We start from the raw sequence: 26,724 nt of genomic DNA on the forward strand, positions 1-26,724 counted from the left end.
CTTTTTTGAAACTACTTACAAAATTCTTGATAATTTTCAGGAAAATTATCAAGAATTTTTTGTGCTTTGCCTATATCACATTGAATTTGTTCTTTTAATGCAAGAAGGGTATTAAATTTGCGATTATTGCGTATCATTTCCACAAAAAATATACGAATATAAATATCTCTTCTGGGGCTTGTCGCACTGCAAATAGTCCTATCTGATTGTTGATTATTGTATGTCAGGTTTGTTTGAGATTCTTGATAAAATGATAAATCTATAAAATCTTCAAGAATATGTGTTTCAATGCAAAATCGATTATCTGTACTCATGCGATTTCCAACAAAAGACACTCCTTTATAAAGCCTATTGTTGTGTTGCAAAAAACTCGCATATACGCCATATTTTGGAATAAGATACAAAGAACTTTTGATATTAATTGTTGGGTAAAGTTCCTTTTTGCCAAGTCCTTGCCCTCGCACAATTCGACCCTTAATTGAATAAAATCTACAAAGCATGGCATTTGCACTTGCCATATCTCCATATTTTATTAATTCTTTAATAATACTTGTATGAATAGGGGTTTCATTATATTTTTGCGATTCTAAAACCTTCACTTGAATGTTTTTTTTACCAAGAGATTCTAACATATCTTTCATATCAGAGACACTACTCATACGATCTTTACCAAAGCAAAAATCATATCCAACAACAATCGTATGTAAATTTGGCAAGACATCAACAAGTAGTTTTAAAAAATCCATAGAATCCCATGAACGAACATATTCAAAACGCAAACGATAAAATGGTATCTCGCTATACCTTTCTCTTTCATTTGGTGGTGTTACAAATGGTGATTTTATCGAAGTGATACTTAAAGCACAACCATTTTTCCCAACAAGGCTGAGAAGTCTCATATGTGCTCTATGCATACCATCAAACTTTCCAATAGCGATACTTTGATATGGGAGTTTAGAATTGGCAAAAGATAAAAAACTCTTCATTACCTTCTTTTCCTTTCAAGAGAGATTTTTCTATAAAAATTACTTTTACATAATGATTCTGCAAAAGCTCAATAAATGAGTAAAGGGTATTTTGTATTGCTTTGGAATCTTGTAACACACCTTTTTTATTGCGTTTTATATGCTTGCCAACCTCAAATTGTGGTTTAAAAAGTAAAATCAGAATCTTACTTAAACCCAATAGACATGGTAAAATTTGTCGCAAAGAAATAAAACTCACATCACAAGTAAGAATATTAAAAAAAGAGAATTGTCCTTTCGTATTTTTATTATCTAACAGGAACTCTCGTGTCGTGATATGTGAAATTTTTTGCAGAATCTCCTGTGGTAATTTCTTCCACGACTCTTTATAAAAATCTGCGTATATTTGTGATTCTAAATGCCCCTGTAATGTAGAATCTTTTTGAGTCATATAGAATGTGTTTTTTTTATACTCCTGCAAAAATAATTGGAAATTTTTTGAAAATTCTCTAATATCTATATCTTCAACACAAATAATTTGCTTATGATGACGCAATGAAGAATCTAATTGTAAATTTCCAACATCTTGGGCAACAACTACCTTTGCACCAAATGACAATAGCACTTGTGTAAAACCACCAGCACTTGCACCAACATCAAGAACTATGCTTTTTAGAATCTTTGTTTGCAAAAACTCCTTTATTACCTTAATATTATATGTTTGACATTCATATTGTTTATATAAAGGGTGTATGTGTTTAGATTGTAAGATTTTTGAGTGCTGTAATATATCTTGTAAATATTGTTCTAAATCATAGAAACCTTTGTATTCTTCAGCAAGAATAAAGAGATTTTGAGTATTTTTCTCATAATTTTCCAAAAACCTCTTAAGTTTTAATGCTCCACGCGAAAAAAAGATTGTTGAATTTATAAAAAAATCTTCCTTGATAGCTATTTCTTCATTACCATTTAGATGTTGTGAAGGTTTTGTAACAACATTTCCATCTATGAGAATCTGCCCCTGCTTGATAAGCATAATTGCCTTTTGTCGTGAAATATTTGGAAATCTTTGAGGCAATAATACATCAAGGCGCATAAGATGGCTCTATTTCAATCACTTCAGCTTCTATGATATAATCATCATGCGTATGACACTTATATTGTGCATACCAATCAAATACATAATGGCTTAATACAAGCATTTGCCAAGTCATTACAAAAAGGTTCAAAATCGGCACATAAAGTGGGATAAAGATAATTATATTAAGAATAAATAATGGAATCTTATTGGAGGATAAACAATTTTTACAATCTTGCTCATTCATTATGCTTAGGACAATTTCATAATTGAGATTTAAACTAAAAAAACGAAAATATACAAATACACTAAGGATAAGTCCAATCAATCCAAGCCCAATAAAACTTAATCCATAACAAAGAAACGAAAAAACAAGAAATCTTATTAGTGTTTTAAGAAAAAAGATGCTAGAGAGTTTGCAAGATTCTATAAATGGGGGGGGATTGATTATCACATGTGAAAAGTAAGTCGTATGCACAAAATTTACAACAAACGGAGAAAGAAAACAACTCGCAAATATCATACATATACCAGAAAGAATAACACCATAAATTAACATTGTAAAAATAGCAAATAAATAAAGCAAATAATAAGATACTTGACTCATAAAACTTGTATGAGAATATGCATATTCTACCCAAATATTAGGGAATTGTTGTAAAAACCAATGAAAATTTTGGACCGATAAAACAAAAAATATCCACCACACACACACAGCAAGAATTGCAGGAATGAGCGTAAGGAAAATTATTTTTTTATAACGCATACTCTGTGTTGCTTGCCTAAGATAATGGAATATAAAGAAATTATTCTGTGAATTTGGCACATTATTCCTTATGTTAATAGATATTGTTTATTTCTACAAATATTTCAAGAAAAACTTTTAAAAATTCTATATTCTTATCAATTTTTTTAATCAATTGATACAGAAATTTAACATTTTTTATATTATATCAAAATTGTTCCAAAAAATTATAATCATTTTTTAACATATATCTCGTATATAAACATAATAGTTAATTTATAAACTATAAATAATAGTATTTTTATTTGAAATCCTTACGCAAAAAATCACTTTCATATACTCGCAATATAGCTACAAATAATGCTGTAATCGCAGGTCCAATAATAATCCCCCAAAACCCAAATGTGCTTAATCCAGCTAAAATCGCAAAGAATATCGCGAGTTCATTAATTTGTAATGGTGTGCTTAAGATCCTTCGGTTTATAATACCAATTAACCATGGCTTTAGAATGTTATCGATAATAAAACCAATGAAACCCGCACTATAAAGTGCCAGAATAATTGCCTCTTGGATTCTATCTTGAAAAAATAATATAATACACACAGGTATCCAAATGAGTGCACCTCCCACAATTGGAATCATTGAACAAATTCCATATATAATTCCGAGCAAGATACCATCAAAATGTAAAATATAAGAGGCAATTCCAAAGGCTGCCCCCTGTAAAACGACATTGAAAAATGTTGAAAAAAACACAATGCGAAGTGTCCCGCTTACTTCTTTTGCCACTTCATTGATTTGTGTTTCATGAAATGGCAATAATTTTTTTAAATGGCTATAAAAATTCTCTCCCCAACAAAAAAAGACAAAAAGGAATATAATAATAAAACATCCATCAATAATAAAATGCATACTATTCCCACCAATAATACTTGTAATTTTGAGTAGGCTACCTGAAATTGAACTAAATGAGATTTGATTAAATATTGGCGCTAAATGTTCTTGTATAAAGGGCAAATGTGAAAGTATATTTTGCAGCCACATTTTTGTCTCATTGAAATATGTTCTAAGGGCATTCCAATCAAGCATATTTATACCAATAAATGCACGATATAAAATAAAAAGAAGTGGGATGAACACTAAAGCAATCATAATAAAAATTGCTATACATGATGATAAAATACTATTTTTTACAAATCGTTGTGTGTAGGTTTTGAGAAAAAATGTGCTAACACAAAGCAAAAAAGCTACGAGCATAGTGAATAAATATGAATAATAAAGAACAATAATTGCGGTGATAACAAGTATAAAAATAATTCCAAATGCAATTTTACTTTGCAAGGTAAATCCTTATTAGGTTACATTAAAAATATAAGATTCTACATTTAATTAAAGTTCTAAAACTATTTTATATGGAATATTATGATTTGAAATTCCAAAGTGATAATTTAGTCCATTTATGTGCAAGATGATTGATAGAATCATAGCATAAATTGATGTATCACTGATATGTTGATAAAAATATGGTATTATACTTTACAAAAGAAAATAATTTTACAACCCTATCTAACAAAACAAGAAATATGCAGAAGGTAGATTTAAAGCTTTATAATTTCATACTCACTAAAAAATAATGCTGATTTTAAAGTTCTAAAAGAAAAAATCAAGACAAAACACGAGCTAAGGAATCTTTATGAGACTAGATAAAGTGCTTGATATTTTATTTGGAAACCTCACAAATACACCATATATTAGTTCTTTTGAAAGTATTACATCAAATATTTCTAAGGTCAAACAAGGAACACTTTTTTTTCTACAAAATCCAGATGATTTACAACAGGCAATTCAACAAGGAGCATATGGTATTGTTTTTGATATAGAAATGGGAATCTTAGATTCTGAAATTGCTTGGATAAAAGTAGAAAATATCTCACAAAGTATTATGCGTCTTGTTCGCTACTTAGTTTTAGAATCACAATGTATTCTTTGCCTCCTTACACCGGTGGAAATAGCGTTAGCAAAAAGTATTAACACCCCTTTTCGCATTATTGATGGAGAAAAAATTACTGATATGCTAGCAGACATTTTTCTAGCTTACACAGAACAATTAAGGCAACCTCTAGTCCATCAAGTCTTTCTTACAAGTATTAGGGATTTGGAGCGACTCGATGTAGTAAAAATTTGTTCCCCATTTTATGTGCGTGACATGGAATATAGGAAGTATGATTTTATTCATAATCCTTTTATTAGAATAATACCAAAACAAGCAAATGTTAAATTCAAGATACTTTCTTACAATATCTTAGAAACACGCGTCTCACTGCATTCAGCTTCATATCTTATAGGATTACCTTATATATTTTTACCATTTCTAGAAAGTCTTATTAGCGTGTTAGAATCATATCAGGAAAGTTGGCAAACAATTTCTCAAGATTATATTATTAAAAATTCTAAAATAATTACTAATACGCAAAATACATTTAAAAATACAAATAAACACTCTCATGCCTTAAGGCATAAAAAAATAAAGGAAGAATTAGAAAATAGCCTCTTTACACACGAACATTCTTTAACATATTCCTACAACATTAAAAATGGGCGATTTAAATACTTTGAATCTCTTATTGATTATGATAAAAGATTCTCTTTAAAATCAGAAACAAAAACTATTCTTTTTTGTTGTAATCCACATATTTTTTATTTTCATCTTGTATGCGAACATGACTTTATTTATACAAACGAGATAAAAAAGAATATGCAAAATATTTTTCATATCCTGCAAACGCAGCAAGATTCTAATATTTTTGTAGAATATTTTAAAACTTATGGGAATCATCTCCAAGTGCTAACTTGTTATAACAAAAAATTTAAATTTGGTAAAAACTCTCCAAAATATATTTGTATGCCTTATGCCAATATATCTCATCTGTCTCAAATGCTAATAAAGCTTTGCTATCATTTTGCTATTGTGTATGGAATCTCAAAAGAATCTTTTCTAAAAGCTACAATAAAACAAAAAGAATTAAAACATAAGATAATAAAAAATCCAAAATAATTTGATAATAAATTATCCTATAACAATAACATAGTATTATTACTAATTTTTAGTAGTTATAATAAAAAGAATTGTTGCTTAGTTATTTAAAAGTATGTTCTAAAGTATTTATAGAATTGATACTTTTGTTTTTTAAATAAAATGTAAATGTATATATTTAGAAAGAAATTAAAATACTAAAGAAGGTTGTAATATTATAATAGAATATTTATTAACCACAATAGAAATTTTACCCGAAAAAGGCTTTTTATGCTTCGCATACTCTTCATAAAATTGATACGATTTTACCAACTTTTTATCTCACCATTCACTCCACAATCTTGCAGATATTATCCTACTTGCTCGACATACGGATTAATACTTATGAAGTTTGATAATCCTTTAATCGCCTGTGTAAAAATCACACTGAGAATCTTATCATGCAATCCCCTTTTTGAAGGAGGCTTTGATTTGCCATATATGTATCTTAGTGTAAAAACTCAAAAGAGATTAAGACGAAATGCTTTTCAACAATCTCATTTTTTTTCAAAACCAATTCCTCAAGAACCAAAAAAAGTAACATATTTGTTTATAAAATCTGATTCTTATTTGCTTAAATTGCAAAAATTTTATATAATTTCAATTTACTTAAATCATAAAGGCAATTAGTGGATAAACAAAGTAATTTAAGATTGATATTGGCGGTTGCTATCTCATTTGTTGTTATTGTTGTATGGTCAAAATATTTTGCACCTGAACCCGATATAAATAAACCACAAACAAAGACAACACAACAAGCAAATACCAATGAAGAAGTGCCAAATAGTGCATTAAATACATTATCTAGCAATACAAATACTCAAGCAAGTGTTAATGATGAGATGAAAGGTATTCCTGCATCAATTCCTCAAAATAAAGAAGTGCTTGTTGCCATACAATCTGATACATTTGATATGGACATTGATGTTTTTGGTTCGATTACACAAGTCTATCTCAAAGAGGATAAATACATACAGCCACATCAAGAAGGTATTTTCACACATTTAGGGCGACTTTTTGGTATGGTAAGTGGTGAAAATAAGAAACTTGAAAGACTCCCACTTCTTGCAAACAATGTCCCATTATATCCATTACAAATGATTTTTGTAGATAAACAATATAACGAACATGCGAATAACACAAAATTCCATGCAGATAAGACACATATTATTGTTAAAGACAAGCCTGAAATACTCACACTTACACAAGATTTAGGTGATCTTATTGTCCAAAAAATCATTACAATCAATCCCGATATGACATATCAAGCAGAAATTAAGTTAAATAGACCAATACACTACATAATCAGTAACGGTATGCGTCCTAATGCAGATTCAGAAAGTTATGTATTTCATGGGGTATTGCTCCAAAATATAAGTGGTTCTATTGAGAAAATAGAAGATGGAGATGCAAAAGCAGAAGGACAAAATTTCAGCGATGCACTTTATCTTGCGAGCGTAGATAGATACTACACAAGCTTACTTTTTAATCCCGATAAACCTATTCGTTCCGTAACCATTGGAGCATTTGGCAAAGGATTACCTCGACCATTTATTAATGTGCAAGAACAAAATGAGATATTCAAAGGATATATAGGACCAAAAGATTATAAAGTTTTAGAATCTATTAATCCGCATCTTACAAGTGTAGTGGAATATGGGAGAATCACATTTTTTGCAAAATATATCTTTACTTTATTAGAATGGCTTTATGCACATATTGGGAATTGGGGTGTTGCTATTATTGTCCTAACAATCATTATTAGAATAATACTTTTCCCACTAAGCTTTAAGGGCATGGTCGGTATGCAAAAGCTCAAAGATCTTGCACCAAAAATGAAAGAACTGCAAGAGAAACACAAAGGAGATCCACAAAAATTACAAGCTTCTATGATGGAGCTTTATAAAAAACATGGGGCAAATCCACTTGGAGGATGTCTACCCTTAATCCTACAAATTCCTGTATTTTTTGCCATTTACCGTGTGCTTTATAATGCCGTTGAATTGAAAAATGCTCCACTAATGTGGTGGATTCATGATTTAAGTGTTATGGACCCATATTTTGTGTTGCCTGTGCTTATGGGACTATCTATGTATTTACAACAATCTTTAACCCCAACCACATTTACAGACCCCCTACAAGCAAAGGTATTTAAATGGTTGCCTGTTGTTTTTACTTTTTTCCTCATTACTTTCCCTGCTGGACTTATTTTATATTGGACAATCAACAACTTAATTTCAATTATTCAACAACTTGTTATTAATAGAATGCTTGATATGAAAAAACAAAAAGAAATAGAATCTCATAAGCATAAAAAGCAGATTCGTAAGGATACAAAGTGAATATATTGCGATATAATACTCAATCATGATAATAAATAATAATGTATAAATATAATAAGGAAACAATATGAAAAAATTTAGTGCAAAAACTCTTGATTCCGCTCTTTTGGAGGCTTCAAAATATTTTAATTGCTCTCTTACACAGATTGAATACGAAGTCGTGCAAAATCCAAGTAATGGGATACTTGGTATTGGTAAAAAAGAAGCAATTATTGTTGCAACACAAAAATATTCAAACTTAAACACTAATGAGAATCTACATACAAGTGAAAGCAAAAAAAATAAAGATATACAACACGAACAAAAAATACATGAAACATGTTTTGATTCCAACAATCATACTATCTCAAACGAATCACACGAAAAATCTTTATGCGATTTTTCGTGTGATTGCACACAAAACGACGCAATAACGCAACAAGCACAAACCCATTTACATGATTCCAAAGAATCTCCAGAAACATCAAATATACATCTTGATAATGTATCTACGCAAGATTCCAAAGATTGCAACAACTATACAATTAATGAAAATGAGACTTATACAGAATCAATTACGATCGAATCTTCCCATGTAGAAAAAGTTGTTTATCTAGCACATAAAGATATACAGAATGCACAACAAAAACAAGAAGTAGCTGATTTAGATGATAAAGTAAAAAGTGATTTTGATAACAGCTTCTATGATGATTCTTCACACATTCCATGGCAAGATTCTGAATACACAAAATCTCATCTCAATCGTCATAATCATACTACATATCAAAGCTTTATACCACCAGCACCCAATGTAAATATAGAGGAAGCCTCTCAAGAAGTGCAGGAGGAACTCATTGAATTACTGAAGTTCCTTCCACTCGACCTTACTAAAGTGCAAGTAAAGCCATATGATTCACATACATTATCAATCCTTATCGATGGACTAGATGCCGCATTATTAATTGGGCAAAAAGGCTATCGCTATAAATCTTTAAGTTATTTGCTTTTTAATTGGATAAATATTCGCTATGGATATGGTGTGCGTCTTGAGATTGCACAATTTTTAAAGAATCAAGAGGAAATGATACGAGTATATCTTGAGCCAATTATAGAATCTGCCAAACTCAATGGTAAAGCACAAACAAAACCACTTGATGGTGTCCTTACACATGTTGCCTTAAAGATTCTAAGAGATGAATTACCAAACAAATATATTGTATTTCGGGATACTGCTGATGGTGAGAAATATATTACGATTAGTGATTTTCTAGGAAATCAAAATAGCTATCGTAGCAATGTTCATGGTTTTGGTAATTCTCCAAAATACTAAAAATTTATAATTCGAAGAAAATTATAATGAGATGCTACAACTCTCAACCACAGGAATTTTATGGACACTATTGTTGCGATTTCAACTGCATTAGCAAAAAGTGCTATTAGTATCGTGCGTTTAAGCGGTAAGGATTCTTTGCGAATTGTATCCAATCTTTTAAAAAAACAGCAAGGGCAAATCCATACTTCACAATCTTTATGTAATGACATAAATCTCATGCCCAGACAGGCTACACTTCGTAACATTTATGATGAATATGGTAGAATGATTGACAAAGCTATTATCATCTATTTTAAAGCACCTTTGAGTTTTAATGGTGAGGATATTATTGAGATTCAAAGTCATGGCGGAAAACTCATTGCACAAGAGATTTTAAGGGTATGCACATATTATGGTGCACGTCTTGCAAATGCTGGAGAATTTAGTAGGCGAGCTTTTAGAAATGGCAAACTTGATTTATTAGAGCTTGATGCAACTATTTCCCTAATTAATAATACAAATGCAAATTTTACACAGCTTCTTGCTCGAAATCTTTCAGGTGAATGTTCCAAAATGCTTGATGAGATTCGACTGCAAATTATAGAAATCATTGCACAAATGGAGGTTAATATAGATTATAGCGAAGAGGACTTAGATGAAAACATTTTAGAAAAATCACTACAAGTGCTTGATAATATCATACAAAGATTTTCTACAATTTTAGAATCTACAAAACATTATAATCGATTACAAAATCTTAAACTCTGTATCTTGGGCAAACCAAATGTCGGTAAAAGTTCATTGCTCAATCTTTTACTTTTACGTCAAAGAGCTATTGTGAGTAATCTTGCTGGCACGACAAGAGACGCGATTTCTGAAATAATTGATATTGGCGGAAATCTTATTACAATTATTGATACTGCTGGTATCCGAGATAGTGGTGATTTTATTGAACAAGAGGGGGTTAAACAAAGCTTTGAATATGCAAAACAGAGTGAAATCCTTTTATGTGTATTTGATAATTCAGAACCTATGGAAAAAGAAGATTTTGATATATTAGATTTTCTATCACAAGATTCTCTCAAAGATAAATTTATTCTTGTTGTGCTGAATAAAAATGATTTAATAAAGAAAAACACCCATGACTTCACACATTTTAACACAATTTCTATTAACACAAAAGATATTCAAAATGCTTCATTAATCAAAAACAAGATACAGGATATTCTTACAATGCAAATTGACCAAAATACTTTTATCCTTACCAATAATACACAACGCATACTTTTAGAATCCGCATTGCATAATTTACAAAATGCAATAATTTCATTACAACATTTTCAGATAGAGTTAGTTAGCTTTGAGCTGACACAAGCTTTGCAATCGTTAGGACAAATTACAAAGCCATATAATGTTGAAGATATTTTAGATTCTCTGTTTTCACAATTTTGTGTTGGAAAATAAATAGCATGGAAATAAAATTAGAATCTATAAAATTGCTATAATATGGATTTTAAAATGATATAAGGAATTTATTTTGGAATCTATGTTTTAGGATTTTTATATATTGAGATATGACAAATTATTAATTTTCTTCATTCGTTATACATTGATTTTATATACGCTATTCTATATATTGTAAAATATAGAATAGTAAGAAAATTTACTAAGAAAAGTTGCCAAGCAAATTACTTTTATTTTCAAAGAATCTCATAAATAATCTATGAACACGAGACAAAAAATAGAATCGCAATAAGATTATTTTTCACCACAACTTAATACTTCTGCTTTAAGTGTATATGAGACAATATCTGTTTTTTTTAGTATTAACTGTCGTGCAAACATATTGTGGTTTATTTTTACCTATTAACCCAAAAAATGAGGGTTTATCTTTACATTTCATACTTTTGCCTATAATCTTTAAAACAACTTTATTGCCTGCTTTTGTTGTGTGGATTGCCTCATTTTTGAGCTGATTTTCCGCACCTTTCTTTATTTCATCAAGCGTTGTTCCAGATTTATTGACTGCTGTTTCTGTAACCTCAATATCACCCTCAACTTTACAACCAAATATTCTTTCGCCTGCCTGTGCAAGAGTAATACCTCGTGTATCTTTATCCATTTGCGTAGCTTCATAAGGAGGGAAATTCGTTGCACAACCTGCTGATAAAATCGCAATAATCCCTAAACCAATACAAAACTTTATATTTTTTATAACTTTTACGGAATATAACATAACTGCCCCTTTAAATAGTGAAATAAAATCGTATTTTACAAAAAAAACAAGTCAAGGGGTTGAACAATTTTTTAAATTCAATAAGAAAAATAACTTATGTTTATTGTAAATATATAAGTAAAGTCAGAAATTTCTTCGATATTTTATATTTTATTATAAATTTATACGCAAGGACTTTATGGATTAAATTGTGTTATAAAAATTTATTCGAAGCTTTTAAGTAAAATACTATCAATATTTTTGCATGAAGAGAGAATGCTTTATAAAATCTAAAGAAGTTTCTTTGTTAATTGATTCTAATCTCATTATCTACTTATTTGGAACTATAAAAAAGTTTATTGCATAAAGAATGAATTTATTATTTATTATGCAAAATCGGCATAAACCAATGCACTACCCCAAGTAAATCCTGACCCGAACGAATCAAGCAAGAGTAAATCACGATTTTTAATTTTACCTTCACAGCATGCATCATTAATTGCCATTGGGATACTTGCGGCACTTGTATTACCATATTTATGCACAGTGAGAATCAGTTTTTCTTGGGGTAATTCTAGACTACTAGCAACAGAATTAATAATGCGGATATTTGCCTGATGAGGGATAAAATACGATATATCATCAACGCTTAAATGATTTTTTGCCAATATATCTTTTGCTTCTTTGGTAATAGTGCGAACAGCAACTTTAAATACCTCATTACCTTTCATTTTCATACCTTGATTCTCAATGTATTCATTATCAATAAAATCTTGAACACTTTCTGCGATAGAATCTTGCGTAAAAATATTATTGCGTTTTGGTGTATAAAGTAAATGTGAAAAATTTCCATTTGATGAGATATGCACATCTTTAATACCCTCTTTTGTGCTACTACTCACGATACATGCACCAGCACCATCGCCAAACAAAATACAAGTGCCTCTATCAGAAAAGTCAAGGATAGAACTTGACTTTTCTGCACCAATTACCAAAATATTATTATATGCACCACTTTCAATATAACTTTTTGCAGCCGACAAAAGATAAATAAATCCTGTGCAAGCAGCAGTAATATCAAAAGCTGGGACATTCTCTAAGTTCAATTTCGAGGCAATGATACATGCAGTTGATGGCATACCAAAAAAATCTGGGCTTAGTGTTGCACATAAAATTAAATCAATATCTTTTAAAGAAATATTGGCTTTTTGTATTGCGAGTTTCGCTGCCTCAACGCCCAAATCACTACTTTTTTGACTTTTGTCTGCAAAATAGCGAGTCTTAATACCTGTTCTCTGCACAATCCACTCATCATCTGTTTCTAAAAAATCTGCAAAAAAACTATTTGGAACACATCTATCTGGCACATACGAGGCAAGAGATACAATAGAAGCATAACGAGGCATGAACTATCCTTTGATAAATTTAACCCACCCAAAAAATTAGTTTATGAAATTATTGAGAATAACTACTTTTTTAGAATCTCTAATTATAATGTATTATTTTATATTTTTGTAGCTGAAATCTTAGAATCTGCAAAAACTTCGGTAATGGTTTCACATATTTTGGAATCACATGCATCAAGTGCTTGATAAATTGCACATTCCATAGCCCTTGCGTTGCTTTTTCCGTGACTAATAATAACCGGTTTTTTAACACCTAACAATGGAGCTCCACCATATTCAGCATAATCAATTTTTAATTTCAGAGATTTGAATGCAGATTTAGCGAGTAAAGAACCAAGTATGCTTAGAAAAGATTTTTTAATCTCTTGTTTTAAGATTGTATTTATAGAACTCGCTACACCCTCACTCGCTTTTAATACAAGATTTCCCATAAAACCATCACATACAATCACATCAACAGAGCCATTAAAAATATCAGACCCTTCAACATTTCCCCTAAAGAAACTATATTCCTTAAGTAGCTGAAAAGTTTGTTTAGTGAGCTCATTACCTTTAGAATCTTCTTCACCATTTGATAAAAGCCCAATTCTTGGTGCAGAATATCCTAAAACATTTCTTGCATAATGATAACCCATAATAGCAAAATCAACCAAATATTCTGGTTTACAATCAGTATTTGCTCCCGCATCTAAAATAACACTTGGATTTGATGTAATAGTTGGCATACAAGTGCAAATTGCTGGGCGAGAAACACCATTTATACGACCGATTTGCAATGTCGCAAGACTCATTGTTGCTCCACTATGTCCCGCACTCACGCATGCTTGTGCTTCACTATTTTTTACAAACCCAATGGCTTGATAAATAGAAGTATCTTTACGCTTATTTGCAGTGCTAGCACTTTCTGTCATTTTTATAAAGTCTTGTGTATGAACGATTTCTATGCGTTGCAAAATAGTAGCAGAAGCAGATTGTGAATCAAGACATGGCTTAATAAGATTCTCATCTCCTACCAAAAATACACTAAATTCTCTCTGTTTTAATGATTCAAGCACACCACAGACAATAGGAGTAACTCCATTATCTGCACCCATAGCATCTACAGCAATTCGCATAATTTTTAATTGGAACTATAATTTTGTGTAAATTTATTAATAAAATGTGGTAACTTCCAACTTCCATCTTTATCTTTAATCGGTTTTGCCAATGAAACCTTATAATGTGTGCGTCTCTTTGCTGCTCTTGTTTTACTAACTCGTCGCTTAGGAACTGCCATGAATTACTCCTCTATATTGGTTTGAATATTATAATCTAGTCGTATTGATTCAACTTCACTCTCAAGAATAAAATTAAAATCAATGAAGCCTTCGAAAAATTCAATTACATCTAAATTTAAATTATTTGTTTGGCTTTGTGTTTTCCAGACACCATCTGAAAAATACAAAACCAAATCACAATCAATTCTTTCCCTAAAAGACTTTCCACTCCGAACACAGATAAGCTCAAGATTCCCATGCAATTTACCCTGAAATTGCACAAGTTTAGAATCTACTCTCTTTAGTTCCCCTTTTAATCCTATTGTTTCTTCACTTTCTAAAATTTGCATAGAATCTTGCGTATGAACTATATCAATATATTTTGACCTTTCATTTATCTTTCTAAATTCTATCTGCATACTTTCTAGCCCTTAAAGTTTAATTAAGATACAAATAACTAGAATATTAAAGAACATCTTACTTGCAATAATTAAGATACAAATAATAATATAAACTTCAAATCTTTACTTTTGTTTTAGTTGCATTTTATCCTTGACAAAAATAACAAATTAACTAAGCTATTTTTTATAAAGAAGAAAATCGCAATTTTAAATACCCTAAATGACTTATAGAATCTTACTTTTTGCAAAGAAAAATGCGATTTCTATTGCTGCATTTTCTTTAGAATCGCTTCCATGCACCGCATTTGCATCGATACTTTCAGCAAAATCAGCACGGATTGTCCCAGCTTTTGCTTCTTTTGGATTTGTGGCACCCATAAGATCTCTATTTTTTGCTATTGCATTATTACCTTCTAAAACCATGACAACAACAGGACCGCTAATCATAAATTCTACTAAATCATTAAAAAAAGCTCGCTCTTTATGCACAGCATAAAATTCTTGAGCTTCTTTCTTGGAAAGTTGCACTTTTTTCGTAGCCGCTATTCGTAAGCCGTTATCCTCAAATCTTGCAATAATTTTACCAATAACATTTTTTTTTACTGCATCGGGCTTGATAATTGATAATGTCTGTTCCATGTGATAATCCTCAGTTTATAGTAAAAGCAAAAAGGATATTCTACACTAAAAAAAGTTAAAAATCAAGCTTTCAATAGAATATCTCTCAGGTTCTGGACAAGCAGGTGGTATTTTAGAAATCAATAACAAAGCAAGTTCAGAAATTGCAGGTAAAATCACAGCTGGGGGGGGGGGGTAGCAGGTTCAAATACCACAGTCGATAATGATGGGACAATCAGTGGGGATAAATTAAACCTTACAAATAGTGGCAACATAAGCAATACCGTAACAGCAAAAAATGGTAATACAATTAGCAATAGCGGGACTATCAACAAGGTAGATGTTAGTGGTGGAACCGTAAATATTGCCAATAGTGGAACTATTGGTGCATTAGAGTTCACTGCAGGTGCGATTGCAAAATTCGGGCAAAACTACGCAGTTACCATCAATGATAAAGCCAGTTATGACACAGATGGTGCTTTTGGTATCACAGGGACTAAGGCAAATGGTGCAATACAAATAGCAGATAACAATGCATTTTTGATTAATCTTTGTGCTGGTTTTGAAGTAGGGACAGGATATGATTTGAATAACTTCATTAGTGGTGCTGGTGGAGGTTCAAAATTGCAGGATTATAATGGTAATAATGTAATATCATTAGGTGCTCAACATCTTCGCACAGCGTAGAATATCTATGGTATAAATATTGGCAATAATGGAATCATAACTATCGCGGTAGAAGCAAATAAATCATGGATAGGTTTTGCAACGCCATGCTTTTCTACTTCTAGATTACCGATAGGGCGGTTGGTTTGCTCGAAACTGGTTAGGTGCTAAATTTGGACAAAATGCTTCTTTAAATGTTGTCTATGGTGGTAAATTTGGTGGACAAATCCAAACCCATAATATCAATGTAAGAATAGGTTGGCAGTTTTAGAAACTGACTACTTTTATAGCATAGAGTTTGATGATTCTTAATCACTCTATGCGTTCATATAACTTTACCATATAAAAACAATGTGAAGTCCTCTTGGATTTTACATTATAACACCACGACTTTCTATCAAATCGTTTATAATTGTGAATAAAGTAAAATAGTCTAAACTCTTAAGAAAATAAAATCAAAATTCCATCCTTCCACACCATTCTTTATGGTAAGAGGATGGGCTTTTATATACAATGGATAAGATTGTATCATTGACTGCGATTTTAAATTGCAATCATGGAAATGTGTAGCTACAAATTTACCAATAAAAATTCCGTCAATATAAAGTTAAAATCTTACTCCAATAATCACTCAAGCCCATATTCTTATATTTTACATTATACAATCTCTTTTATTGTTGAATGATTATGGATCGTTTGTATAAGCATTGAGTTCTTTGATTGTTGCTTGGAGATATTGTGTAAAATCCTTTTCTTTTTTTAAAACACGACCCGCCTGAATGGAAGAAAGCTCAAGACAAAGCTTTGCATTTAAATTTTTATAAGTTTGTATTTTTGCTAAAAATACTTGAGTGCGTTGCAATATCTCTCCTTGAGTATTTGAATCTAATCCATCAAAAAATTCTAAAAATGGATTTAAAAAAGTATTGAGTGCATTGATACTATTTTGTAATCCCTCATTAGCTTTTACAATAATATTTTGAATCATGCTGTATGAGAGTTCATGTTGCGTGAAACATTTATTTAAGAGACTTTCACATCGATGAAGCAATTCCATACTTTCCGCATACAGAGTATGAGAATCATGTAAAATACTTGCGAGTATTTGGGAATGTTTGGGGTTCGTAGGTGCAATTTTTTGTGCCGCATAATCACGACTATATACCACATTATTTTTTTGATTTTCTACTTGTTTATAAGAATCTTTTGTGAAATCACTGCGTTTATATCGCTTTTTTCTTTCCTCAATTTTATTTTGTTGTATGGATATGATAATATTACCATTATAGAATCTTATAGAATGTCTCTTTAATAGATTATTTGCCCCTTGTGTCAGAGGAATATTATTGAGGTGATTATAATACGCACTACGAATAATATCTTTTTCATAAAAACTTATTTTTAAAGATTCTATTTTTGCAATATTTGCATTGAATTTTGATATTGAGTTCATTATTTATCCCCTGCTTACAATCATGTAAGTGGTTGAAAATATGGCTTTAAAAGTTCGTAGAGATTATGTTGTAGCTGTGTAAGCTGCAAAGATTCTAATTCTACCAAATTTGCTTCTAATTGTGCAATATATTGTTGCATAACATCTTGTGCTTGTTGAATACCAAGTAAATTCACATAGCTATTTTTGTTTGTATCGTTTTGTGTTGTTTTACCAGATTTACTTTCATCTTGAAGAAAATCAATAATATCGTCTCGTATTTGAAAATACAATCCCAGTTTTATACCAAAATCATAAAGATTTTTTTGTGTTGTAGAATCTAAATTTGCAATAATTCCACCCATTTTTAAGCTTGTTGCAATCAATTTTGCGGTTTTATGAATATGAATAAAATCAAGCTTTTCTTGTGTGAGTTTTGTGTTTTCAAAATAGCAGTCAAGTGCTTGTCCTAGAATCATGCCTGAAATTCCACCATCTTGGCTTAAAGATTCAATCAAAGCAATTTTTACATCCGGTGCAAATACTGCTTGAGAAAGCAAAGAAAAGCTATAAGTATTTAAACCATCTCCAATAAGTATTGCCCCAACCTCATCATATTTACAATGCAATGTGGGGTGAGAACGTCTTAAGGACGCATTATCCATTGCAGGCAAATCATCATGTATAAGTGAATAAGTATGCAAACATTCAATTGCTAAGCATACATCAAAAGAATTGAAAACAAACTCTTTTGATTGTGCACAAACAACACTTAATAAGAGATTGGGACGGAATCTTTTGCCACCATTTTTCATCATTTCCCAAAAAGCTTCTTCAAAATATGGGTGAAAACTTAGTATTTGTGGCTTATGAGATAGCAGATAAGATTCAAAATCTTGACAAGTCTGCAGAAAAAATGACATAGAACCTCCATAAAATAAGAAATCTAAAATTTTTTACAATTCTAGCATGAAATAGTAGAAATATTATATAAATTATAAACTGAAGCAAAAACTCTTGTGGTAATTTTTAAAAAGTAAATCATACATTGAATATATTGTAAAGTCTCAAAAATTTCAGGTATTACACATTTTTTTAGTAACAAAGTAAAGAAATCTTAAATAAGATTCTGTGCATCATTGTATTGAAAATAAATAATAATGCGACCTTAAGCATTCAACTTATTTAAATTCTTTCTTGATTTCCTTGCAAAATCTTTTCTCGTAATTGCCCACAAGCAGCACTTATATCAAGTCCTTTGGATTCTCGAATAGTTGCTACAATTCCGCGATTATAAAGATAGTCTGCGAAAGCTTGCACTTTTTCTTTTTCTGGTCGTTTGAATTGACTTTCCTCATGGGGATTAAATGGTATAAGGTTGACTTTTGAACGAAATCCATGCAAAAGCTTCACAAGCTTTTTGGCACTTGCTAAATCATCATTCATGTCTTTAATTACAAGATATTCAAACAAGATTCTATTGCGTGTATGTAGAGGAAACTTACGAAGAGAATCTAAAACCCGTTCAAGATTATAAACGCGATTCATAGGGATTAATTGACTTCGTAAAGAATCATCAACAGCATGCAAGGAAAGTGCAATTTGCACCCCAAGATCCAATGCACCAAGCTTTTCAATCTGTGGGGCAATACCGCTTGTCGAAATTGTGTGCCGCCTTGTAGCGATATTCAATCCATCTTTATGACTAATAATACGTATTGCCTTAATAACATTACTAAAGTTATCAAGTGGTTCTCCCATTCCCATAAATACAATATTTACACTCTTATTGGAATCTAAATTATTATCTCTTTTCAGAAATACAACTTGTTGCACTATTTCACCTACACTTAAGTTCCGCACAAAACCACCCTTAGCGGTTGAACAAAATACACAACCTACTCGGCAACCAACCTGGCTGGAAACACAAAATGTATATTTTTCACCCTTAAGAATCTTACCTTCATTATCAAAAATTTTCTCACGCATTTTTATAAAAACAGATTCAAAGCTAAGATTATCATGTGTCTGAAAAAGATATTTCTTTGTTCCATCTTTACTTTCTTCAATTTGAATTGGATAAATTGTAGAAAAATTTGCATGTTGACTTTGTATATCAGAATCTTGTCTAGGGGAAATATTTGCCTGAGTATCTCTTTGTTTGTTTAATTCGAACACTTGATTGCATGTTTGTGAAGAATATTTATATTGTTGCAAGTCTTGAAACAAATATTTTTCTACATTGCAAAATTTATCCTTTAATTGCTTTTGCATAATTTTTGGAATATTTTTCATGTCTGAAAATTGTGTCACATATCGACAATATAGCCAATGATAAATTTGTTTTGCACGAAACTTTGGTTGCATTATCTCCTCAAGCTCTTCAAGCAAATATGAGTATATGCTATCTAATTCTTTCATACAATCCCTTATAGAAAAAATAAAATGCTATTCTAAGATATTTTTTTTAACTTTCTTAAGAATTTCCTTATTTCTCTTAAAGATGTGATATTTAGGTTTCTTTAGCTACGAACTTTTACAAAACTAAAAGTTCCATATTTCTTGAATATTCAATGAGACAAAGTAAGATTCTTGGCAAGAGCAAAAGACTTGTGATATAATATTGAATTTATTTACTACGAAAAAAGGGGAAACAATGCATGATAGCTCAGCAGTAAAAGAATATTTACGATTACATGGTGTTGATAATGTTTTGGACCTCGACCACGAAGAGTTAGAGCAACAATATGTAAAAACAGTTCGTGAGGGCATAGACTACTATCGCAGTCTCTTATATGAAGGAAATGTTCATTTTTCGCCACCAAAACATGATGTCATAGAAGCACTCAAAAAGGTGCAAACAATTGATGAAATGTTTCAAACTCTTTATGATTTTTTACATATGTTTACCCCTACAGATTTAATTGCATTTATGTCAGAACTTAAAATGCCTGTGCCATATCGACGTTTAAAAAATATTATTACGATTGTGCATGCAAGGGTGCAAGATGAGATTTTAGATAATATTAAACGAGATCTGCGAGATTTTCCAAAGCAAGAGAGAGAAACTCTAATTGCATATTATGAAAGTAAGCGAAATGACATTATTGGGTTGGAGAATCTCCATGAAAAATATAAAAGCTCTGGCACACTTGCTTATTTACGCTCAACAGCAGAAACAAAACTGGACATTATGCAAACTTTCCTTAGTAAAGACTTGGAGCTTGAATATAAACCTTACTATGATAATAGTAAAGAAAAACGGACACTTGTTTCAAAGATTCTAGAAATCAGTGGCATTTATACCAAACAAGAGTTATTTGACATGAAAATTGCAGACCTCCAATCAACTTACAATGAAATTATGCAACAAGTATTGCAAAAAGAGAAAGAACAAAAATTAATGAGAAAATATATCGAGGCTTTTGAAGATTCTGCGGGTATAACAGAAGAGGAATTTAAAGGATACTGCCAAGATATGCGAGAAGATTTAAGCGAAGATCTTGTCAATGAAATTATTAATTATTTTACAACTCGCAATCATTTTATCGCAAACAAGATTAATAATGTGCTTTCTGGTAAGGGTATGAACAATCTTATGTCTCCATCAGCACTTATGGGTGATCATTTATAGTATAATCATAATAGCTTCAACAACAAACAATCTTACACAAATCTTATATTTAGAAAATATTTGTTATAATCAAGTTTCCAAATATGAAATAAAAATAAAATTTATTTCTCAACAAAGGTAAAATATGTCATTTTTATATCAATTTAAATCTAAATATTATATTTTTTCTCTCTTATGGATTCTCATTGGGATTCTTGTTGCATCTTATTTGATTTATGAAAAAACAATAATGATAAACTACAATCAATTAGAAAAAATCTTAAAACAAGAAGATGTGAAAGAAATATTAGTAGATTCACAAACAAGTTATTTTTATACTATAAAAGGAAATATTTATGAAATTTCCTCAAAAGAGCTTTTTAGCCCATCTATCATAGTGGGAACTCAAAGCAAAACACAAGAATCTCAAACTTATACCCCCCCTACATCAAATCTACAACTTAAGACTCTGCCCAATATTTCTTCTAAAACACCATTTTCAACAAAAATCATCTATGCAACACTCATTATTCTAATTGGACTTGTCATCATTTTTGTTTTTTATAATAACAATCAGTGGAATAAAGATTCTCAATCAAACTTTGCACCACAACATGATACACAAAGCGATAGTGAAATATCTATACCCATAGAATCCATGAAAAGTCAAATTAGATTCTCTGATGTAGCGGGTATCAGCGAAGTAAAAGATGATTTATTGGAAATTATTGATTATTTGAAAAATCCAAAAAAATATCAAGATTTAGGAATCTATCCACCAAAAGGTGTGCTTTTAGTTGGACCTCCAGGTGTAGGTAAGACTATGTTGGCAAAAGCTATTGCTGGAGAATCTGGAGTGCCATTTTTTTACCAAAGTGGTTCATCATTTGTTCAGATTTATGTAGGTGTTGGAGCAAAAAGAGTGCGTGAGTTATTTGCAAAAGCAAGAATGTATGCACCATCAATCATCTTTATTGATGAGATTGATGCTGTGGGCAAAACACGAGGTGGTAAAGATAATCACGAATGGGAATCTACCCTTAACGAGTTATTGACAGAAATGGACGGATTTAGCGATCAAAGTGGAGTAATTGTTATTGCAGCAACAAATCAAGTTGATGTTATCGATCCTGCTTTGCTACGTAGCGGACGATTCGACAGGCGTATATTTGTAGATTTACCAAATATTACAGAGAGAGAGGATATTCTTAGAGTTTATTTACGCAATCGCCCCCATTCTCTTAATATACAAGAAATTGCACGACTTTGCACAGGCTTTAGTGGAGCAAATATCGCATCTCTTGTAAATGAAGCGGCAATGAATGCCTTACGCCATAAACGACAAGAAATCACCATGCAAGATATTCTTGATAATACAGAAAAAGTCCTCTTTGGAAAAAAACGTCAAAATCCCCTTACACATAAACAAAAAGAAATTATTGCATTATACAATGCAGGGAAGGCAATTTCACAATATTGGCTTTCACATGATTTTCAAAAAATCTCACTTATGCAACTTCCACAGCATATAAAAATTGATGATAATAGCCTCAGGAGTGAATTAATTGCACAAATAAAAATAGCATTGAGTGGCACTTTATCACTAGAAGAAAATAATATAGAATCTTCAACAATTGCTATGCAAGATATTAACAATGCAAAATATATAGCTCACAAAATGTGTCATGAATTTGGCATGGGAGATCGACTAATAGCAGATGAGTTAGATGAATTAAGAATTTTAGAAAACGCAAAAGAAGAACATAGAGATTTTATTATATCTAATAAAAAGAATATTCATATTATTGCCGAAAATTTACTCTTGCACGAAAAATTGAGCAAAGAAGAGATTGAAAGCATTCTTTCAATCTCTGATACTTAATTAAAAATCCTTTTATTCTATTTTATATAAAAGTATATGCAACACTATATAGTATTTCAGCATTATCGAATATCCATAAACCTTTCATCACAAAAACTATTCACATGTAAATTACTAAAAGCATTTTTTAATGACTTAAAGAGCAATGGATTTTTAGATTCTAGTTCTCGCAACAATTCCTTTGTTTCAGCTCTCGCACGAGGTCTCTTATCTTGTGGTAACCAATTTATCGGACAATTACAATCAGGAGCAATATAGATATGATTACTTGCAATAAAATCTATAATTTGTCGCTCTCGCACAAATATTAAAGGGCGAATAACCCCTAAACCATTTTTTGCCTTGTAATAAGGAGGCATAGAACGCAGTGAACCATTATAAGTAAGATTCATCATAAAACTTTCTGCAGCATCATCTAAATGATGTGCAAGTGCGATTTTATTAAATCCTCTCTTAAGAGCAATATTATAGAGTTCGCCACGACGCATACGAGAACAAAATGAACAATAGATGCTTCCCTCTTTTTTATGATTCTCTAAAATTTTAAAGATTTCTGTGCGATTAAGTTCATATGGAATCCCAAGCTTGTTACAATACTCAAAGATATATTCATACTCACCACCTCTACCATAATCAATCGTCATTGCCAAAAAATCAAATTTAAAGGGGGCATGTCGTTGCATATGTGCAAAAATCGTTGCAAGCAACATTGAATCTTTACCGCCACTTAATCCCAACAAGATTTTATCATTCTCGCCGATAAGATTATATTTAGCATTTGTGCGACCAACAAGATTGAGAATCTTTTTACTTATTTGTGGCTTATTATTAAGATTTATTCTTGTAGAATGTGTAATATCTAAATCTTTATGTATATCTCCAATCTCTTGTTGTGATAAATCGTGCATATTAAAAGAAGTTTTTTGTTGTATGTTGTTATACATATTTTTCCTTAAGAATCCATTAAAAACACGAAATTTTTATATCACAAAAGCATACAAAAACATGTTTAAAATTCGTCTATTTGAATTTTGTTAAAAATAAAATATTTTGCAAAAGATTCTATAATTCTCAGAAATTAAGGAAAGTCTAATCGCGTGGATAACGCAAAACAATGCGACCCTTATCAAGACTATAAGGGGTAAGCTCTATTTGCACATTATCACCAGGAAGAATTTTGATATTATGCATACGCATTTTCCCCGAAATATGACATAAAACAATATGTCCATTTTGTAATTCCACCCTAAAAGTCGTGCTAGGCAATGCCTCAATTACCTTACCGTCTACTTTAATTACATCATCTTTTGCCATTTAAAACTCCGTTAAAATTTTTGCTCTACCACCAATTATTGCAATAGTATGTTCATGATGAGAAGTATTTAACCCATCTTTACTCACAACAGACCATTTATCATCTAATAATTGTGTCTCGCCACTTTTTTGACACACCATAGGCTCAAGACAAAAAACCATTCCATCTTTTATCTTTGGACCACTAATCTTCACGCCATTATCCAAATAGTTTGGTATATTTGGCTCTGCATGTGGTTTTGTGCCAATACCATGTCCACAATAATCACGCAATGGAACAAAACCTCGACTTTCAATATTCTCTTGCAATATTGCACTAATTTCTTTAAATCGCATTCCAGATTTTATTGAATCTATCGTGCTACACAATGTGTCAAACGAACATGACAAAAGGTTTCTATTCTCTTGTGAAATCTCCCCAATACCTATGGTAATTGCACCATCGCCATAATAATTCTTATATTTTGTGCCTATATCTATACCAAGAATATCACCACTTTGCAAACGATAATCTGTTGGAACACCATGAATTACTACTTGATTCAAAGAGAGACAAGAAGCATTGGGAAAACCATACAATCCCTTAAAGCTTGGGATTGCTTGAAAAGAGTAAATTTTCTCTTCAATAGCCTTATCAAGCTCAAGCAAACTCATACCTTCAGTTACAATTGTTTTTGCATAATCAAGGGTAAGAGCCACAATCCGACTTGCTTCAGCAAGAATCTCTATCTCTTTTGCACTTCGTATAACAATCCCCATAATACTAGATTCCCACTGCACTCAGTGTTTGGTATTTACTTGTATAAAGCTGAGCTTCAATTTTTCTCATTGTATCAATTGCTACTTGCACAACAATTAAAACAGACGTTCCACCAAACACAAAATGCACACCCATACCCTTCAACAAAAGCCAAGGTAGCGTAGAAATAATAGCTAAATAAAGAGAACCCCAAAATGTCAAATGTCCAGCAACCTTATTAAGATAATGTGCTGTATTTTCTCCAGGTCTAAGTCCGGGAATAAAACCATTTTGTCTTTTAAGATTATCTGCAATATCCTTAGAATTAAAAACTATCGAAGAATAAAAATATGCAAAAAATACAATAAAAATAAACATCAAAATATTATAAAGATACGATGATGGATTAATATAATCCCCAATCCTTTCCCATATAGAATCTGCAGGTGCTTGTTGTAAGATTGTTGAGGGGAATACCAATAATGCGGAGGCAAAAATTGGTGGAATAACACCGCTCAAATTAATTTTTATTGGAATATAGTTCATAATTCTTTTATGTTGATTTTGCATAATAACCTTACGTGCATAAGATATAGGAATGCGTCTTTCACCAAGTTCAACATAAATAATAATAAACACGGTAACAAGGATAACAGCAAACACGAGTAAAAGTTGAAAAATACTTTTATCATTTTCGCTCACTGCTTTAAACTCAAAACCTATTGCTTGCGGAATGCCAGAAACAATACCTGCAAAAATAATCAAACTGATACCATTTCCAACACCTCGTTGAGTAATTTGCTCACCAATCCACATTAATAACATTGTTCCAGTTAGCATAGAAAAAATCGCAATAACAACAAAAAGCGTCATACTATCTAGCACAATTGCATTTCCATTTTCAATACTCTTTAAACCATAAGATACGCTTGTTGCCTGGATAATCGTAATAAAAATAGTTAAATATCGAACGATTTGCATATATTGTTGCATACCATCACGTTCTTTCTTCATTTTTCCAATATTACTAAAAGTTGCAGAAAGCAATTCCATAATAATCGAAGCTGTAATATAAGGCATAATACCAAGAGATATAATACTTAAACGTTCAACGGCGTTACCACTAAACATATTAAATAACCCTAAAGCATTATTAGCATTTTGGGCAAAAATATCTTTAAGGACACTAATATCAACACCAGGAACGGTAACATAAGAGAGCATTCTATAAGCAAACAAGAATGCGAGAGTAATAAGAATTTTATTTAAAATACTTTTATTCATTAAGCTTTTCCAGTAACCATAACACTTTCATCAGCAATTTTAGATTGCAAATCTTTTGCACTTTTGCCAATAAGTTTTATCTTTGTAACATATTTCGGAATAGAATATATTTCTTTAATGGCTTGAAGTGTAATGGAATGTATCTCTTTTACCTTATTTTGTTTTTCAACATTAATCACAAAAGGCTTTATAACTCTTGAAGTAAATCCAACTTTTGGTAACCTTCTCTGAAGTGGTTGTTGCCCACCTTCAAATCCTCTTTTTGCTTTATAACCTGTTCTTGCAGTTTGGCCCTTTCCTCCACGAGTAGAGGTTTTTCCCATACCAGACCCTTGACCTCGTCCAACTCTTTTAATGTCTCTTGTGCTATTCTCTGCGGGTTTAATTTTTTCCAACATAAATA

The 26,724-nt window shown here is 31.1% G+C and carries 26 protein-coding genes; 8 read left to right on the plus strand and 18 right to left on the minus strand.

The window, feature by feature from the left end; genetic code table 11:
- Positions 1–11: 11 nt before the first annotated feature.
- The 4 genes from CQA53_RS03005 to CQA53_RS03020 all read right to left on the minus strand — a co-directional run bounded on the left by CQA53_RS03005 (position 12) and on the right by CQA53_RS03020 (position 4,130).
- Positions 12–986, minus strand: coding sequence for a riboflavin kinase (locus tag CQA53_RS03005; RefSeq protein ID WP_115542540.1), 975 nt, complete (start codon positions 984–986; stop codon positions 12–14).
- Positions 955–2,061 (minus strand): SAM-dependent methyltransferase, encoded by a 1,107-nt coding sequence (locus CQA53_RS13690; RefSeq protein ID WP_115542541.1) that lies wholly within the window; start codon positions 2,059–2,061, stop codon positions 955–957. The genes CQA53_RS03005 and CQA53_RS13690 overlap by 32 nt, the downstream gene beginning before the upstream one ends.
- Positions 2,051–2,869 carry an EI24 domain-containing protein gene (locus CQA53_RS03015; protein WP_115542542.1) on the minus strand — a complete coding sequence of 273 codons (819 nt, stop codon included), beginning with the start codon at positions 2,867–2,869 and terminating at the stop codon, positions 2,051–2,053. Before CQA53_RS03015 ends, CQA53_RS13690 begins: the two co-directional genes overlap by 11 nt.
- 220 nt (positions 2,870–3,089) lie before the next feature.
- Complete coding sequence (locus CQA53_RS03020; RefSeq protein ID WP_115542543.1) at positions 3,090–4,130, minus strand: AI-2E family transporter; 1,041 nt, start codon at positions 4,128–4,130, stop codon at positions 3,090–3,092.
- A 352-nt stretch (positions 4,131–4,482) separates the two neighbouring features.
- Between CQA53_RS03020 and CQA53_RS03025 the strand changes: the two genes are divergently transcribed.
- The 5 genes from CQA53_RS03025 to mnmE all read left to right on the plus strand — a co-directional run bounded on the left by CQA53_RS03025 (position 4,483) and on the right by mnmE (position 10,959).
- Positions 4,483–5,844, plus strand: a complete 1,362-nt coding sequence (locus CQA53_RS03025; RefSeq protein WP_115542544.1) for a hypothetical protein — start codon at positions 4,483–4,485, stop codon at positions 5,842–5,844.
- A gap of 249 nt (positions 5,845–6,093) precedes the next feature.
- Positions 6,094–6,492, plus strand: coding sequence for a membrane protein insertion efficiency factor YidD (yidD, locus tag CQA53_RS13505; RefSeq protein WP_115542545.1), 399 nt, complete (start codon positions 6,094–6,096; stop codon positions 6,490–6,492).
- Positions 6,492–8,204 carry a membrane protein insertase YidC gene (gene yidC / locus CQA53_RS03035; protein WP_115542546.1) on the plus strand — a complete coding sequence of 571 codons (1,713 nt, stop codon included), beginning with the start codon at positions 6,492–6,494 and terminating at the stop codon, positions 8,202–8,204. Before yidD ends, yidC begins: the two co-directional genes overlap by 1 nt.
- 67 nt (positions 8,205–8,271) lie before the next feature.
- Positions 8,272–9,513: a Jag N-terminal domain-containing protein gene (locus CQA53_RS03040; protein ID WP_115542547.1), complete on the plus strand. Its 1,242-nt coding sequence runs from the start codon at positions 8,272–8,274 to the stop codon at positions 9,511–9,513.
- Between the two features lie 60 nt (positions 9,514–9,573).
- On the plus strand, positions 9,574–10,959 hold the full coding sequence (gene mnmE / locus CQA53_RS03045) for a tRNA uridine-5-carboxymethylaminomethyl(34) synthesis GTPase MnmE (RefSeq protein ID WP_115542548.1): 1,386 nt from the start codon (positions 9,574–9,576) through the stop codon (positions 10,957–10,959).
- A gap of 325 nt (positions 10,960–11,284) precedes the next feature.
- Here mnmE and CQA53_RS03050 read toward each other — a convergent pair whose 3' ends face one another.
- The 6 genes from CQA53_RS03050 to ndk form a co-directional block, all read right to left on the minus strand.
- Positions 11,285–11,731, minus strand: a complete 447-nt coding sequence (locus CQA53_RS03050; RefSeq protein WP_115542549.1) for a hypothetical protein — start codon at positions 11,729–11,731, stop codon at positions 11,285–11,287.
- A gap of 365 nt (positions 11,732–12,096) precedes the next feature.
- Positions 12,097–13,116, minus strand: coding sequence for a beta-ketoacyl-ACP synthase III (locus CQA53_RS03055; protein WP_115542550.1), 1,020 nt, complete (start codon positions 13,114–13,116; stop codon positions 12,097–12,099).
- 98 nt (positions 13,117–13,214) lie between these two features.
- Positions 13,215–14,234: a phosphate acyltransferase PlsX gene (plsX, locus tag CQA53_RS03060; protein ID WP_115542551.1), complete on the minus strand. Its 1,020-nt coding sequence runs from the start codon at positions 14,232–14,234 to the stop codon at positions 13,215–13,217.
- A 2-nt stretch (positions 14,235–14,236) separates the two neighbouring features.
- Positions 14,237–14,392 (minus strand): 50S ribosomal protein L32, encoded by a 156-nt coding sequence (rpmF, locus tag CQA53_RS03065; protein WP_115542552.1) that lies wholly within the window; start codon positions 14,390–14,392, stop codon positions 14,237–14,239.
- A gap of 3 nt (positions 14,393–14,395) precedes the next feature.
- A complete protein-coding gene (locus CQA53_RS03070; protein ID WP_181882340.1) occupies positions 14,396–14,722 on the minus strand; it encodes a hypothetical protein in 327 nt (108 codons plus the stop codon).
- A 276-nt stretch (positions 14,723–14,998) separates the two neighbouring features.
- Positions 14,999–15,412 carry a nucleoside-diphosphate kinase gene (ndk, locus tag CQA53_RS03075; protein ID WP_115542554.1) on the minus strand — a complete coding sequence of 138 codons (414 nt, stop codon included), beginning with the start codon at positions 15,410–15,412 and terminating at the stop codon, positions 14,999–15,001.
- A gap of 519 nt (positions 15,413–15,931) precedes the next feature.
- Between ndk and CQA53_RS12255 the strand changes: the two genes are divergently transcribed.
- Positions 15,932–16,078, plus strand: coding sequence for a hypothetical protein (locus CQA53_RS12255; protein WP_181882335.1), 147 nt, complete (start codon positions 15,932–15,934; stop codon positions 16,076–16,078).
- A gap of 664 nt (positions 16,079–16,742) precedes the next feature.
- Here the strand turns inward: CQA53_RS12255 and CQA53_RS03080 are convergent.
- From CQA53_RS03080 to rlmN, 3 genes are all read right to left on the minus strand, one after another.
- Positions 16,743–17,510, minus strand: coding sequence for a hypothetical protein (locus CQA53_RS03080; RefSeq protein ID WP_115542555.1), 768 nt, complete (start codon positions 17,508–17,510; stop codon positions 16,743–16,745).
- Positions 17,511–17,530: 20 nt separating this feature from the next.
- On the minus strand, positions 17,531–18,412 hold the full coding sequence (locus CQA53_RS03085; protein WP_115542556.1) for a polyprenyl synthetase family protein: 882 nt from the start codon (positions 18,410–18,412) through the stop codon (positions 17,531–17,533).
- 262 nt (positions 18,413–18,674) lie between these two features.
- Complete coding sequence (gene rlmN, locus CQA53_RS03090; protein WP_181882336.1) at positions 18,675–19,910, minus strand: 23S rRNA (adenine(2503)-C(2))-methyltransferase RlmN; 1,236 nt, start codon at positions 19,908–19,910, stop codon at positions 18,675–18,677.
- 235 nt (positions 19,911–20,145) lie between these two features.
- Between rlmN and CQA53_RS03095 the strand changes: the two genes are divergently transcribed.
- Both CQA53_RS03095 and CQA53_RS03100 read left to right on the plus strand, forming a co-directional pair.
- Entirely contained in the window at positions 20,146–21,123 is a 978-nt protein-coding gene (locus CQA53_RS03095) for a hypothetical protein (RefSeq protein WP_115542557.1), read from the plus strand.
- Between the two features lie 124 nt (positions 21,124–21,247).
- Positions 21,248–22,984: an AAA family ATPase gene (locus tag CQA53_RS03100; RefSeq protein WP_115542558.1), complete on the plus strand. Its 1,737-nt coding sequence runs from the start codon at positions 21,248–21,250 to the stop codon at positions 22,982–22,984.
- Between the two features lie 62 nt (positions 22,985–23,046).
- Here CQA53_RS03100 and CQA53_RS03105 read toward each other — a convergent pair whose 3' ends face one another.
- The 5 genes from CQA53_RS03105 to rplO all read right to left on the minus strand — a co-directional run bounded on the left by CQA53_RS03105 (position 23,047) and on the right by rplO (position 26,719).
- Entirely contained in the window at positions 23,047–23,928 is an 882-nt protein-coding gene (locus CQA53_RS03105; protein WP_115542559.1) for a tRNA 2-thiocytidine biosynthesis TtcA family protein, read from the minus strand.
- A gap of 145 nt (positions 23,929–24,073) precedes the next feature.
- The gene (gene infA, locus CQA53_RS03110; RefSeq protein WP_115542560.1) at positions 24,074–24,298 is read right to left on the minus strand and encodes a translation initiation factor IF-1; all 225 of its coding nucleotides are present in this window, start codon (positions 24,296–24,298) and stop codon (positions 24,074–24,076) included.
- Positions 24,299–25,057, minus strand: a complete 759-nt coding sequence (gene map, locus CQA53_RS03115; protein ID WP_115542561.1) for a type I methionyl aminopeptidase — start codon at positions 25,055–25,057, stop codon at positions 24,299–24,301.
- Positions 25,058–25,061: 4 nt separating this feature from the next.
- On the minus strand, positions 25,062–26,321 hold the full coding sequence (gene secY / locus CQA53_RS03120) for a preprotein translocase subunit SecY (RefSeq protein ID WP_115542562.1): 1,260 nt from the start codon (positions 26,319–26,321) through the stop codon (positions 25,062–25,064).
- Positions 26,321–26,719: a 50S ribosomal protein L15 gene (gene rplO, locus CQA53_RS03125; RefSeq protein ID WP_115542563.1), complete on the minus strand. Its 399-nt coding sequence runs from the start codon at positions 26,717–26,719 to the stop codon at positions 26,321–26,323. Before rplO ends, secY begins: the two co-directional genes overlap by 1 nt.
- Positions 26,720–26,724: the final 5 nt, after the last annotated feature.

Source organism: Helicobacter didelphidarum (genome assembly GCF_003364195.1).
Taxonomy (GTDB): Bacteria; Campylobacterota; Campylobacteria; order Campylobacterales; family Helicobacteraceae; genus Helicobacter_A; species Helicobacter_A didelphidarum.